Below are 14090 nucleotides of genomic sequence, written 5' to 3' on the forward strand. Positions count from 1 at the left end.
ACTTGCATACTGTTAAAATGCGCCCACTTTTTCGTGAGCGCATTTTTTTGTGCTTAGTTAGTACTTATTTTTAGAGGCACGCATGTCAATCTCTGTTGTCGCACCTGAGCTATATGAAACTCAACTTGCTGATAAAAAAGCAGGGGTTACTAAGCTGTTTTCCTGTTTTGATCTACCTGATGTTGAGGTTTATGAATCGCCGCGTAGTCACTACCGTATGCGTTGTGAATTTCGTGTTTGGCACGAAGAGGATGATCTTTTCTATGTGATGTTTGAAAAGGGCAACAATAGCGTACGTATTCGTATAGATCATTGCCCCATGGTCGCTAAGCGTATTCACGATATGATGTTTAAGTTGCTTGAAGAGATACGTCCAAGTGAAGTGCTGCGACGTAAGCTATTCCAAATCGATTTTTTAAGCACGTTAAGTGGCGAGCTATTAGTCACACTACTCTATCACCGCCCTTTAGCCGACGACTGGATTGAAGAAGCTAAAAAACTTAAAGAGAAATTTAATATTCAGTTAGTAGGGCGCTCTCGAAAAGCAAAAATCTTGCTGGATCAGGATTTTGTGATAGAGACGTTGGATATCAATGGTCGAGATTATATATACAAGCAGGTAGAAAATAGTTTTAGCCAGCCGAACGGCGAAGTTTGTCGTCATATGATCAAATGGGCCCTTGATGCGACCCAAGGGGCTGGAGGTGATATGGTCGAGCTATATTGCGGTAATGGTAATTTTACTTTGCCGATGGCTCAAAACTTTCGCCGTGTCGTAGCGACTGAAATTTCAAAAACCTCTGTTCGTGCTGCTCAATATAATATTGAGGCTAATGGTATTGAAAATGTAGATGTTGTTCGTATTAGTTCGGAGGAATTTTCCCAAGTTCTAAGTGGTGCGGTGGAAAAGCGTCGAACTAAAGATCTTGGCTTGGATAGTTGTGATTTTACAACGGTATTGGTTGATCCGCCTCGCTCAGGTTTGGATGATGAAACGGTTAAGCAAGTACAGTCCTATGAAAATATTCTCTATATATCCTGCAACCCTGAAACATTGAAGTTAAATCTGGAAACCTTGACTCAGACCCATGAGTTAAAGCGTTTTGCTATTTTCGATCAATTTCCCTATACCGAGCATTTAGAGTGTGGTGTCTATCTTACACGCAAATAGTAGGCAGACTTAGAGCACAACCCATTAGGTTGCAATATACGATACTTTTCCAATTAAAAGCCGGTTTTTAGCCGGCTTTTTATATAGTTCTCTACAGCGGGAGCCGTTCATATGATTCTCAAGTCATAAGTGGTTCTTTATTCCCATAAAACTGTCGTAATTCCTTGATCTAAGTATGGTAAGCACCGTAGCATGAGTTTGGAATAGGCTGGAGCATCCCATGAAAGAGCTATTAAAGTTAAACGGATTTTTTGCATTTATATGCGTCGCATTTATTAATGCCTTTGTCGACCTTGGTCATAAAATAATTATTCAAAATACGCTCTTTAAGGCCTATGACGGTGATTTACAGATACTGTTGACCGCCGTGGTTAATGGTTTGATCTTACTTCCCTTTATTTTGCTTTTTACCCCGTCGGGATTCTTAGCTGATAAGTACCCTAAAAATAAGGTGATGCAGCTATCTGCGTGGGGCGGCGTTGTTATTACTTTGTTAATCACAACCTGTTACTACTTAGGGCTTTTTATCCCTGCTTTTGGGCTGACTTTTGTACTTGCGCTGCAAAGTGCTTTTTACTCGCCCGCTAAATACGGATATATAAAAGAATTAGTCGGCGCGAATAACCTGAGCGAAGGTAATAGCTGGGTTCAGGCGGTGACTATGGTCGCCATTTTAAGTGGTATTGTTGTTTTCTCACTACTATTTGAATTGAGTTTGGATGGCGCGGTACAGCTTTCACCGGAAGAGAGTTTAATGTCATGCGCACCCCTAGGTTGGCTTTTAGTTGCTGGTGCGGTTGTTGAACTCTATTTAGCGTATCAGCTGCCTGAACTACAGAAAACCGATAAGAAAGCGGTTTTTGATACTAAGGCTTATCTAACGGGTCGAGCTTTAAAACGCAACCTTGGCTTACTTAAAAGCAAACGTCCTATCTGGTTGTCGATTATTGGACTATCTATTTTTTGGTCAATTAGTCAGGTGATGCTGGCCGTCTTTCCTGCGTTTGCCGAAGAACATATGGATCAACATAATACCTTCGTGATTCAAGGCATCATGGCGTTTGCAGGTATAGGGATAATGCTGGGCTCTATCTTGGCTGGGCGGTTTTCTAAACACTATATCAATGTCGGTTTAATTCCTGTTGGGGCTGTGGGTGTTGCGGGTGGGCTGATTCTTTTGCCTCAGCTTGATTCTATGCTTATGCAGGCGGTTGTCTTCTTTTCGATTGGCCTATTTGGCGCATTAATGTGTGTGCCATTAAATGCATTAGTACAGTTTCATGCAGGTGAAACTGAAACTGGACGGGTATTGGCGGGTAGTAATTTTATTCAGAACCTTATGATGCTGAGTTTCTTGTCTCTAACGGTGCTATTTGCGTGGAACAGTATTGATGGACTCTGGTTGCTTTGGTTACTGGCCGCGTTGGGGGTTGGGGGCGCTATCTATGCGATTGTCACCTTGCCTCAGGCATTTATCAAAGTCTTAGTAATGCTTTTGTTTCGCCGGAAATATAATCTTCAGGTACTAGGTTTTGAAAACTTACCTGAAGCGGGTAAAGGGACGTTGCTATTAGGTAATCATATTAGCTGGTTAGATTGGGCAATGATCCAGATGGCCTGTCCTCGCCATATTCATTTTGTCATGGAGCGCAGTATATATGAGCGCTGGTACCTCCGTTGGTTCTTAGATCTATTTAAAGTAATCCCTATCTCTCAGGGTAAAAGCCGCCAAGCGCTTGAACAGGTACGTGAGTTAATTAGTAGTGGCGAAGTCGTGTGTTTGTTCCCTGAAGGCGCGATCAGCCATATAGGACAGCTAGGTGAGTTTAGACGCGGTTTCGAGAAAGCCTGTGAGGGTGCGGACGGCGTCATTGTACCTTTCTATATGCGTGGATTGTGGGGAAGTCGCTTCTCCCGCTCGACCGATAAAATGAAAACCATCCGCCGTAACGGTTCTAAACGAGATGTCATAGTCGCTTATGGTCAGCCAATGTCGATTGATAGTTGTGCTGCTGAGGTTAAGCAAAAGGTGTTTGAGTTATCCATTCGCACCTGGGAGCAATATACAGAAACCCTTGAAACACTTCCAAGTGCCTTTGTTCGTAGCATGAAAAATGCCGATGGTGGTTATGCGATAGCCGATGTGGATGGTGGGCCGCTGAGTCACCGGAAGTTATTAACTGCCACGGCTTTGTTTAGAAAAAGAATGGTACGAACAGAAGGGAATAATATTGGTTTGTTGGTGCCAACGTCGAGTGCTGGTGCTATCGCTAATATGGCTGCGTTAATGGCAGGAAAAACCGTAGTGAATATGAACTTTACTGCACCTGTAAACTCTCTGAAATCCGCGCTAGAGCAAGCGGATGTGAAGACTATTGTTACCTCGCGTCGGTTTGTGATTAAGCTGAAAGCACGTGGCGCCGATCTATCTGAGTTATTTGAGGGACGAGATCTGTTGTATATGGAAGATATTAAAGAACAGATCAGTAAAACTGAAGGGCTACTAACTTTAGGGTTAGTATCGCTGATGCCGACTTCATGGTTGCAATTTTGGTTGTGTCATAAAGCACATGTGGATCAAACAGCGGCCATACTATTTTCTTCCGGTAGTGAGGGTGCGCCTAAGGGTGTGATGTTAAGTCATCGGAATATCATGGGAAATCTTCGTCAAACGGCTGATGTTCTTAATGTACGTGAAGATGATTGTATTATGGCTACTTTGCCTCTATTCCATGCGTTTGGCCTAACGGTAACTTGTTTTATGCCATTGATTGAGGGAATGCCGGTTGTTTGCCATCCCGATCCAACTGATGCGCCTAAAATAGGTAAAGGTGTAGCACGTTATAAAGCAACATTGATGTGTGCCACCTCCACCTTTTTGCGTTTATATACACGGAATAAGCGGGTTCACCCACTTATGTTCCAGTCGCTTCGAGCTGTAGTGGCCGGTGCAGAGAAACTTGATTCTGCTGTACGAGAGGGATTCGAGAAAAAATACCATGTACCTGTTGTCGAAGGTTATGGCTCTACAGAAACCACTCCTGTCGCAAGTACTAATTTACCTGATGCTTTAGATACAGACTGGTGGACAGTACAGGTGGGAAACAAACCTGGTACGGTTGGTATGGCCTTACCCGGCTCGACTTTCCGTATAGTGGACCCGGAAACCTTAGATGAACTCCCTATAGGTGAAGATGGGTTGATTTTGATTGGGGGTACTCAAATCATGCAGGGCTATTTAAATAATCCAGAAAAAACAGCCGAAGTGGTTGTCGAGATGGATGGAATTCGTTGGTATAAAAGTGGCGATAAAGGCCATTTAGATGAAGATGGATTCTTAACTATTGTCGATCGCTATAGTCGTTTCGCTAAGCTGGGTGGGGAGATGGTGAGTCTTACTGCGATAGAGGGCGAGGTGCGTCGTATATTAGAGCTGACAGAACAGCCTTTGGTCGCGGTGAATCTGCCTGACTTGAAAAAGGGTGAGAAGGTGATTCTTCTCATCGAAGGGATCGATGTTGATGATGTGCGGGACCGTTTAGTGAAAGGTGGAATGGCGCCGATGATGATACCGTCAGATGTCTATAATGTTGAGGCCGTCCCTGTTTTAGGCAGTGGTAAAACAAACTTTAGTGCGGCCCGAGAGATGGCGGAGGCTATGGCTCGCCCCGCATAAACAAAGCGGCGAACATACTTCGTTTTAGTAGGTATTGCTTAGTTTTATATAATTCCTACTAATCTACTTGGTTATTATGGGTTATACTGTGAGTCTATATAATTAGAAGGTCATAATGAGTTTTTTTAAACAGTTTTTTAACCGACATTCTAAAGCTCAGAAAGCGGAGAGAACCGTGTCAAATATTGAATCTAAAGTCACTGACTTATTAGCGGAAATCGATGATCCGTTGATGGGGACTGATCTTATTACTGCGCACCATGTTAAAGAAGTGTCTCTAACCTCTGGTAAATTAGTTATTGCCATTGAGTTTGTTTATCCAAGTGAAGGTGTTGCAGCAACTTTTAAACAACGCATCAGTGAAAAAATGTTGGCCTTGGATGAGGTGTCTGAATGTGAGGTGATCTTGAGTCATCAGATTGCCTCCAATCAAGGGCAAAACCAGCTTCCTTCGATGTCAGGTGTTAAGAATGTTATTGCTATCGCTTCAGGTAAAGGGGGTGTTGGTAAATCGACCACGGCGGTTAACTTAGCGCTGGCGATGGCTGCTGAGGGTGCAAAAGTAGGTATTCTTGATGCTGATATTTATGGCCCAAGCCAAGGCATGATGCTCGGTGTAGACGAGGGAGTTCGCCCTTCTCAACATGATGAGAAGCATTTTAACCCTATTGAAGCGCATGGCTTACAGTCGATGTCGATGAGTTATCTAATCGAAGATAATACGGCGATGGTATGGCGAGGCCCAATGGCGGCAGGTGCGTTACAGCAGTTGTTAACGCAAACACGCTGGCATGATCTTGATTACCTGTTTATTGATATGCCACCTGGCACCGGTGATATTCAGTTGACGTTATCGCAAAAGGTACCGGTTGCGGGGGCGGTTATCGTAACAACGCCGCAGGATATTGCTTTGCTGGATGCGAAAAAAGGGATAGAGATGTTCCGTAAAGTCGATATTGATGTACTCGGGGTCATTGAAAATATGAGTACTCATATATGCAGCAACTGTGGCCATACTGAAGCGATCTTTGGCGATGGCGGTGGGAAAGAGATTGCAGAGCTCTACGATACGGAACTCTTAGGTCAATTACCATTAGCCTTATCTATTCGTCAGCAAGTTGATTCAGGAACACCTACCGTAGCCGCTGATCCTGAAGGGGAATATGCGCTAATCTATCGGGAGGTTGCTCGTAAGTTAGCAGTAAGGTTGGCTACAAAAAATACTAGCCATGTTGCCGTGCCTACCATTGTTGTTTCTGACGATTAATGTCTGTTCTGCAGGTTAAGATCGGCGTTTTTTTGAATGTTTATGGCTTGATTGAGATCAAAAAACAACCAGTTATTTTGTTAGTCTTTAAAATATTGTCTACACTGATAGTTCGACGATTAGACGGATCATATAAAAATAAATGAGGGATGTTGTTATGGATTATAGAGAGACAGCAGATATTAGAGAGATACAGGTAAAGCCTTCAGCACCTTCCCGTAGTGATATGGCAAGGGAGCTTCGAAAACAAGCTGATAGCTTGAGAGATGAAGGTAATACTGCGGCAGAGTTCTGGCTTGCTGATCAATATGAAAAGACGGCTAACCTGCTAAATTAATTTTATTTAATTAGATATTGTTAATAAATAAAATAAACGACCCCTAGAGGGTCGTTTTTTATATGTGGCTCGTGTGATTGATCTTTGTTCATCTCTATTAAAAAAGGTACAATATGCGGCTAGAAAATTATTAACTACTGGATAGGCCAATATGGGCATTAAAGCTGATCGTTGGATTCGTCGTATGGCGGAAGAGAAGGATATGATTTCACCTTTTGAGCCGGGTCAGGTTCGTGAGGTTAATGGATCACGTATCGTCTCTTATGGAACATCTAGTTACGGCTATGATGTACGTTGTGCGAATGAGTTTAAAATTTTCACCAACATCAACTCATCCATTGTCGATCCTAAAGATTTTGATGACGGCAGTTTTGTCGATGTTCAATCGGATGTTTGCATTATCCCGCCAAACTCATTCGCGTTAGCGCGAACTGTTGAGTATTTCAAAATCCCTCGCGATGTATTAACCATCTGTTTAGGCAAAAGCACTTATGCCCGTTGCGGTATTATTGTTAATGTCACGCCATTGGAGCCTGAGTGGGAAGGCCATGTAACGTTAGAGTTTTCTAATACCACGCCGCTACCTGCTAAAATTTATGCCAATGAAGGGGTTGCTCAGATGCTATTTCTTCAGGGGAGTGAGGTTTGTGAAACCTCATATAAAGATCGCGATGGTAAGTATCAGGGTCAGACTGGTGTTGTGGTTCCTCGTACTTAACTTTGACTGTATCTATAAATGATTTTAAAGCACGAAAAAATTAGTTTATTTTGGGACCAGCTCCAAGAAACCATTGAGCAACTTCTATCGAGTAGGAGTGATGATCGTTTTGAAGCGGAGCCGTTACTAAAGCAATACCGTGAGCAATTACAAAAGATTGATAGCAACCTGACGTTTCATTTTCAGAGCGATGAAGATGAAGAGGGGGCTTTAGAAATGGTTTTTGGTTGTGATGGCTTTCCTGAATCAATCCATTCTGTGTTAAGTGTCATAGGCGCAGCGCCAGAATTGACCGGAATAGAATTTAAGGCCTTTAATAATCGCTACGACCCTATTCCATTATCGGTGAATATTGGCGATGAGTTCTGCGAAATTCATGATTTTTGGTGTCGTGTAAATGTTGTAAATAATCGTATGCACTTAGAGATCTATTTGGAAAATGCGCCAAAAGTTTTGGATATGGATCCTAGGGTAGAAGCGGTTATGATCTATCTAGATGCATTGATTGGTGAGTATGAGCTGATGACTCGTGTGTGGGCGCTGGATTGGTTTGAAATACCTAAATCGCCTGAAGATTATGGTTTAACTAAGTTGGTTGATTTACGTGATTATTTTGACGAAGTTAAACAAGGTGCATCTCCTATAGGGATTACGTTACATTAATCTATTTCGAGACCAACGATAAATGTGAAGTGCTGACGCAGTTTGATCATTAGTAATGAGCTTCTGCGTCTTAGTCTCTCAGTTGTCTGAGAGAATATAAACACTGCCTTCTTCATCTTCAGTTTGTTTTTCGCCCGCTTTGAATAAAGTACGCATTTGTTTCCCTTCCTTGTCTTTTTTAGTTGCTTCCTAAGTAACAATCGACCATTGTTTTATTAACCTTAGCTTTTTAATTTAAATTTTTATCATTTTCTTGGAATTAGGCGTTATATGAGCGGATTGCTAACAGCTTTACTCGAAGAGGTTCGTATTGAGTATATATCGCGTATGCAGGCTACTGCTTGTAATGAGCCTTATTTAACTGCTGAGCGTTTATGTCATGAGCGGCTCTTTCTTGATGCAGACTTTTTAGCTGAAATTATAGAGCAGGATCCAACACTTCTCGCAGCTCGTGCTGGTGATTTTATTATGAATAAACAGGCGAGCGAAAATCCCTCCGTTGGAATTATTGTTTGTAGCAATATTTTGGCGGCTGCTTTAGAGGGCTTATTAGCCGTTGCTGTAGATCGTGAATGGCTGGAAACTGATGATGAAGGACATATTTTAGTTGATGATGAAGAGTTGCTAAAGGATAGTCAGTATCCGATTAAGATTGATTACAGCCAGTCAGAAACGGCAAAGCGTAATATTAGTATGGGAGGGGCGAGTAAGCTGTCTCAGATATTTTCTGCCGCAGAGTCCGAATATCTAGACTCATTGCAGCAAAGTACGCGTGACCTCGATCCTTATCAGCGGGCGCTTGATATATCATCTAGTTATTCAGTGTTTGCTCCAGAAGATATCTCCCCGCTTGTTGCCGAGAATCCAATGCTGCTTGGTTTAAGGCCTGAAGATATGATGGATGAAGATCTGTTTGATGGTGATCCTCCAGCAGGTTTGATTATTAGTGCCCACTTAACCCAGATGTTGCTCCAGCAGATGCTTGAGTTAGGCGTAGAGCAGGGTGTGCTAGTGCTGGATAGTAGTGGTCATATTATTGTGCCTGATGCACCTAAAGCCCCACCGACTATCCATTAAGAACTTAGTAGACAGTTTTATAGTATATCGAAATCGATTTTGTTTTCCGCTACATATTATAAGTCTACAAATGAATACACTTACTTACAGCATGAGACATTGTTTCGGGTGTTAATGACGCGATTACTTCCCCTGCTGTTTCTGAGTAAACTCTTCTTTGTTTAGTAAAAAAGCCAAGGCTAATGCCTTGGTTTTTTTCTGTGTTTTTTTGTCGGGGTGGACCAAAACGCTCACCTTTCTGTTATAACTTATTTCTTTACCGATAGAGAGCGTACTGTATTGAAAGCGGGTGTGTTTGCATTAGGTCGATCAATGCTGGGGAGTTTGCGTGACTTGGCACCGATTGTTCTTGTCATTGCATTTTTTCAGCTTGTTGTTTTACAGCAGCCGATTCCTGATTTTTTTAACCTTCTTGTTGGCTTTTTGTGTGTCGTTGCCGGCCTTACTTTTTTTATTTATGGCTTAGAAATGGGGTTGTTTCCTATTGGTGGGAGTATGGCGTATGAGTTTGCGAGAAAAGGAAGTCTTTTTTGGTTATTACTTTTTGCGTTTGCTCTAGGTGTGGGAACGACTGTAGCCGAGCCTGCATTAATTGCGGTCGCGGCTGAAGCGGCTCAGGTGGCTGCAGCTGGTGGTATGATCGCTATGGAGCCTCAAGCTCAACTTGAATATGCGTCCGGCCTTAGGTACACCGTCGCTTTTTCTGTTGGCTTTGCAATTGTTTTGGGGGTGCTTCGTATTCTTAAAGGGTGGCCAATTCAATATATGATTATTGGTGGTTATCTTTTAGTGGTTATTATGACTTTTTTTGCGCCTAAAGAAATAATTGGAATAGCGTATGATTCGGGTGGCGTCACCACCTCGACTATTACAGTGCCTTTAGTGACGGCTCTGGGGGTTGGGTTGGCTTCTTCTATTAAGGGGCGTAATCCGATGATTGATGGCTTTGGGTTGATTGCCTTCGCTTCACTTTCTCCTATGATTTTTGTAATGGCCTATGGAATGTTGATGTAATGGGATTTTGGGAGCAATTTGCTGATATTACACTTGCTACCATAAAAGATGTAATACCTATTGTGGTTATTCTTTTTGGTTTTCAGTTTGGTGTGATCAGACGGCGTATAGCCAACCTTCGAAAGGTGTTAGTTGGTTTTGTTTATGTAGTGCTTGGTCTTGCACTATTTTTGTTAGGACTAGAAAAAGCGTTGTTCCCTATTGGCCGTTTAATGGCTGAGCAGTTAACAGATCCTGATTTTATTCGTGCTTGGAGTGGCCCTTCCGATATGGGCCTTCGTTGGTATGATTATTTTTGGGTGTATATCTTTGCCTTTGCTATAGGTGCCAGCACAACAATTGCCGAGCCCTCTCTTATTGCTGTAGCTATGAAGGCGAATGAGGTTTCGGGGGGCTCTATAGGTGTTTGGGGACTTCGGATTGCGGTTGCTATAGGGGTTGCTATAGGGATCTCTTTAGGTGCTTGGCGTATAGTTACAGGGTACCCGATTTACTGGTTTATTATTGCTGGTTATATCATTGTTGTTATTCAAACATTTTTTGCCCCTAAAATGATCGTGCCGTTGGCATATGATTCTGGTGGGGTTACAACATCAACGGTCACGGTTCCTTTAGTTGCAGCATTAGGCTTAGGGTTAGCTGAAACCGTGCCGGGACGTAGCGCTTTAATAGATGGTTTTGGCTTGATTGCATTTGCTAGTTTGTTTCCGATAATAACGGTTATGGCATATGCGCAAATTGCAGAATTACGTACTAAACGTAGCAAGATAATGGACTAATAGTAGTCGAAGGGGCGGTTATGCATTTCAAGTTATTAGTGGTTTTTGTAGAAGATTCAAAAACTGAGGCGGTCATGGAAGCAGCGCGCGAAGCGGGTGCTACAGGCGCTACTGTCATTAATAATGCTCGCGGAGAAGGTGTAAATCAGCCTAAAACGTTTTTAGGATTAACGCTTGTATCTCAGCGTGATGTTGTGCTCTTTATTGTTGAAGAGCATTTAAGTCGGAAGATTCTAGAAACAATTTCTAACGTTGCGGAGTTTGAAGAGCATCCTGGTCGTGGAATAGCGATACAAGTTGATATAGAGGATGCAGTAGGGATTGCTCATCAAGTGAAAGAGCTATCGAATATCGTTGAGGATGAGCTATGAAAGTAGAAAAGAAAGTAGTCCGTGTCCGCGATGTAATGACGGATGAGTTTGCTATCATTGATGGTTTAATTACTGTGCAGGATGCTTTGATTGTATTTCAGCAACAAAATTCTGAAGTGCTTATCATTAATAAGCGAAACCCTGATGATGAATATGGACTGTTACTTTTATCTGATGTGGCCAAGAACGTTGTAGCTAAAGATCGTGCACCAGAGCGAGTCAACGTCTATGAAGTAATGGCGAAGCCGGTCGTTTCCGTGGATCCCGAAATGGATATTCGCTATTGCTCACGTTTGTTTGAGAACTTTGGTTTGGCGCATGCGCCTGTTATTAAGGATGGTAAGGTCTTAGGTGTTGTGAGTTATAGCGGTATTGTTTTAAAGGGTGTGTTGGGCGTTTAAATACAGTCGATTGTTTTACATAGAAAAGCCTGCATGAGCAGGCTTTTTAATTTAGAGTAATGGGCTGCTTACCGTCGTGCGGCTTTTAGTGTGTCGGCAATTAGATAAGCCAGTTCTAAAGCTTGTTCTCCATTAAGACGGGGATCGCAATGAGTGTGGTAGCGATCGGCTAGGCCTTGTTCGCTAATCATGTAAGCGCCACCTATGCATTCTGTTACATTTTGCCCTGTCATTTCGAAATGAACGCCGCCCGCATGGGTGCCTTCCGCTCGGTGTACTTCGAAGAATCCTTTGACCTCTTTAAGGATGGCGTCAACACTACGTGTTTTATAACCACTGGAGGCTTTGATCGTATTGCCATGCATAGGATCTGAACTCCATATCACTTGATGGCCGCTCTGTTTGACAGCGCGAACAAGTCTAGGTAGGTGCTCAGTGATTTTATCGGCTCCCATTCGAGTAATTAGTGTAATACGTCCTGCTTCGTTTTCCGGATTCAAAATATTTAACAGCTGCTCTAAGTCGTCAACTTTTGTACTTGGCCCTACTTTAATACCAATGGGATTTTTGACGCCTCGTAAAAACTCCACATGGGCGTGATCGGGTTGACGTGTTCTGTCGCCAATCCAAAGCATATGTGCTGAGCAGTCATACCAGTCACCTGATAGGCTGTCGGTTCTAGTTAAAGCTTGCTCATAACTCAGTAGCAGTGCTTCGTGAGAGGTATAAAGTGCCGTTTCATGGAGCTGGGGTGTGTTGGATGAATTGATACCACAAGCTTCCATAAAACGAATAGATTGATCAATTTGATCTGCTAGATTTTGATATTTATCTGCCAGCGGGCTGTTACTAATAAAGCTTTGGTTCCATGCATGTACTTGATGGAGATCGGCAAAGCCGCCACTAGAAAAAGCTCTTAGCAGGTTAAGCGTCGATGCGGCCTGGTGGTAAGCGGTTACTAAACGCTCAGGATCAGGCTGTCGGGCGCTTTCCGTAAACTCAATACCGTTAATGATATCACCACGGTAACTGGGTAATTCAACGCCTTGGCTGCTTTCCATGTCGCTGGAACGAGGTTTTGCGTATTGTCCTGCAATTCGACCTACTTTTACTATAGGGCTGCTTGCCGAGAAGGTCATGACAATGGCCATCTGCATAAGGACTTTGAAGGTATCACGGATCTTATCGGCGCTAAATTCGTTAAAGCTCTCAGCGCAGTCTCCACCTTGGAGAAGAAAAGCTTTACCTTGGGCAACCTCAGCTAGCTCTTTCTTTAGTTGGTTTATTTCGCCGGCAAATACCAAGGGCGGCATTTTGCTTAATGTTGCTTCGGCATCCATTAATGCTTTTTGGTCAGTGTATTCGGGCTGTTGAAGAATAGGTTTATCTCTCCAACTAGTCGGTGTCCATATTTGTGTGGTCATTTTCTGAATCCTAGAGTGTTCTAGTTTAAAGCTAAAAATATAAAGATTATTTAAATAGAGGAGCGGAGGCGGCCTGTAAATTTTGTGCAGATAGCACGAAGTCTACAGACCTAAATAAAATAGGAGTATAGAAAAAAAGCAGGGCAGGTAATGTAGTTTGATTGCAGGGTTGCTGCATTCATATTGCTACGATTCACGTTTAAATACTTATCTTGTTAAATGTTGATTAATTATTTATATCATTTATTAAGCGGTCTTAATACCCGTTAAATTACGGAAAGAGATATCTTTTGCTGTATTAAGGAAGTCGACCATAAATTCTGCATCTTTTTGGTCATCGCGAATCGCTGCATAAAGGGTACACCATATGCCTTTTTCGCCTAGAGGTTTGGAGGCTATGTATTCCCGTTGGATGTACTCATGTAGTGCCCAGTTTGGTAGGGCGGCTACACCGCGACCGCTTGCCACTAGCTGTAGCATCATAATCGTCAGCTCAGCGGTTCTTATGGTTTGTGGCTCTACACCCGCTTCATCTAGAAAGTGATTAAATATATCCAACCGCTGGTGCTCTACCGGGTAGGTGATAAGCGTTTCTTGTGCGAGGTCTTCCGGATGGATAAAGCGTCTTGCCATTAATCGGTGTTGTTTGCTGATCGCCAATCGAGACTCGTAGGTGAATAGCGGGATATAGGTGATCCCATTACGGGGCTCTGGATCTGATGTGATAACTAGATCTAAATCGCCGCGTGCGAGGGCGGGTAGCGGTTGAAAACTAAAACCACTTGATAGATCAAGCTCAATTTCAGGCCAATGTTGACGGAAATGATCAATGGTTGGCATTAACCAGTCAAAGCAGCTATGGCATTCTATACATAAATTAAGTCTGCCTGCTTCGCCGCCTGCAAGGCGCGCAATATCGCGTTCTGTATTACGAATCATGGGCAGTATTTCATCGGCTAGTGTGAGTAGACGTTGGCCTGCGCTGGTAAAGCAAATAGGTTTTGTTTTACGAATAAAAAGAGAGCAGTTAAGACGATCTTCTAAGTCTTTAATCTGATGTGATAGGGCTGATTGAGTGAGGTGAACTCGTTCTGCTGCTTCGACAAGACTACCAGCGTCGCGTAAAGCGGACAGTGTTTTTAGATGTCGAAGTTCAACCATTTGCTCGTCTCTCTAGTGGGTGATCCTATAA

Annotated in this window: 13 protein-coding genes; 11 read left to right on the forward strand and 2 right to left on the reverse strand. The window is 42.9% G+C overall.

Annotation, left to right across the window (positions count from 1 at the left end; all coding sequences use genetic code 11):
- The first annotated feature begins 82 nt into the window (after window positions 1-82).
- The 11 genes from trmA (at window position 83) to Q4486_RS08830 (ending at window position 11474) form a co-directional block, all read left to right on the forward strand.
- Window positions 83-1171, forward strand: a complete 1089-nt coding sequence (gene trmA / locus Q4486_RS08780) for a tRNA (uridine(54)-C5)-methyltransferase TrmA (RefSeq protein ID WP_303519090.1) — start codon at window positions 83-85, stop codon at window positions 1169-1171.
- Window positions 1172-1391: 220 nt separating this feature from the next.
- Window positions 1392-4847 carry an acyl-[ACP]--phospholipid O-acyltransferase gene (locus Q4486_RS08785; RefSeq protein WP_303519091.1) on the forward strand — a complete coding sequence of 1152 codons (3456 nt, stop codon included), beginning with the start codon at window positions 1392-1394 and terminating at the stop codon, window positions 4845-4847.
- Between the two features lie 115 nt (window positions 4848-4962).
- Window positions 4963-6114: an iron-sulfur cluster carrier protein ApbC gene (apbC, locus tag Q4486_RS08790; RefSeq protein WP_303519092.1), complete on the forward strand. Its 1152-nt coding sequence runs from the start codon at window positions 4963-4965 to the stop codon at window positions 6112-6114.
- A gap of 157 nt (window positions 6115-6271) precedes the next feature.
- Window positions 6272-6451 carry a hypothetical protein gene (locus Q4486_RS08795; RefSeq protein ID WP_067866407.1) on the forward strand — a complete coding sequence of 60 codons (180 nt, stop codon included), beginning with the start codon at window positions 6272-6274 and terminating at the stop codon, window positions 6449-6451.
- Between the two features lie 151 nt (window positions 6452-6602).
- Window positions 6603-7169 carry a dCTP deaminase gene (dcd, locus tag Q4486_RS08800; RefSeq protein WP_067866405.1) on the forward strand — a complete coding sequence of 189 codons (567 nt, stop codon included), beginning with the start codon at window positions 6603-6605 and terminating at the stop codon, window positions 7167-7169.
- Between the two features lie 18 nt (window positions 7170-7187).
- Complete coding sequence (locus tag Q4486_RS08805) at window positions 7188-7832, forward strand: hypothetical protein (protein WP_303415604.1); 645 nt, start codon at window positions 7188-7190, stop codon at window positions 7830-7832.
- Between the two features lie 270 nt (window positions 7833-8102).
- Window positions 8103-8909 (forward strand): hypothetical protein, encoded by an 807-nt coding sequence (locus Q4486_RS08810; protein ID WP_303519093.1) that lies wholly within the window; start codon window positions 8103-8105, stop codon window positions 8907-8909.
- 312 nt (window positions 8910-9221) lie between these two features.
- The gene (locus tag Q4486_RS08815) at window positions 9222-9923 is read left to right on the forward strand and encodes a DUF1538 domain-containing protein (RefSeq protein WP_067982269.1); all 702 of its coding nucleotides are present in this window, start codon (window positions 9222-9224) and stop codon (window positions 9921-9923) included.
- Window positions 9923-10702, forward strand: coding sequence for a DUF1538 domain-containing protein (locus Q4486_RS08820; protein ID WP_303519094.1), 780 nt, complete (start codon window positions 9923-9925; stop codon window positions 10700-10702). The genes Q4486_RS08815 and Q4486_RS08820 overlap by 1 nt, the downstream gene beginning before the upstream one ends.
- A gap of 20 nt (window positions 10703-10722) precedes the next feature.
- Window positions 10723-11073, forward strand: a complete 351-nt coding sequence (locus Q4486_RS08825; protein ID WP_067982263.1) for a P-II family nitrogen regulator — start codon at window positions 10723-10725, stop codon at window positions 11071-11073.
- Complete coding sequence (locus Q4486_RS08830) at window positions 11070-11474, forward strand: CBS domain-containing protein (RefSeq protein ID WP_067982260.1); 405 nt, start codon at window positions 11070-11072, stop codon at window positions 11472-11474. Before Q4486_RS08825 ends, Q4486_RS08830 begins: the two co-directional genes overlap by 4 nt.
- 68 nt (window positions 11475-11542) lie before the next feature.
- Here Q4486_RS08830 and Q4486_RS08835 read toward each other — a convergent pair whose 3' ends face one another.
- Entirely contained in the window at window positions 11543-12898 is a 1356-nt protein-coding gene (locus Q4486_RS08835) for a class II 3-deoxy-7-phosphoheptulonate synthase (protein WP_303415594.1), read from the reverse strand.
- Window positions 12899-13144: 246 nt separating this feature from the next.
- Window positions 13145-14059 carry a LysR family transcriptional regulator gene (locus Q4486_RS08840; protein WP_067982255.1) on the reverse strand — a complete coding sequence of 305 codons (915 nt, stop codon included), beginning with the start codon at window positions 14057-14059 and terminating at the stop codon, window positions 13145-13147.
- Window positions 14060-14090 lie beyond the last annotated feature (31 nt).

The sequence above is a fragment of the Neptuniibacter sp. 2_MG-2023 genome (assembly GCF_030547495.1).
In the GTDB taxonomy this organism is placed as follows: Bacteria; Pseudomonadota; Gammaproteobacteria; order Pseudomonadales; family Balneatricaceae; genus Neptuniibacter.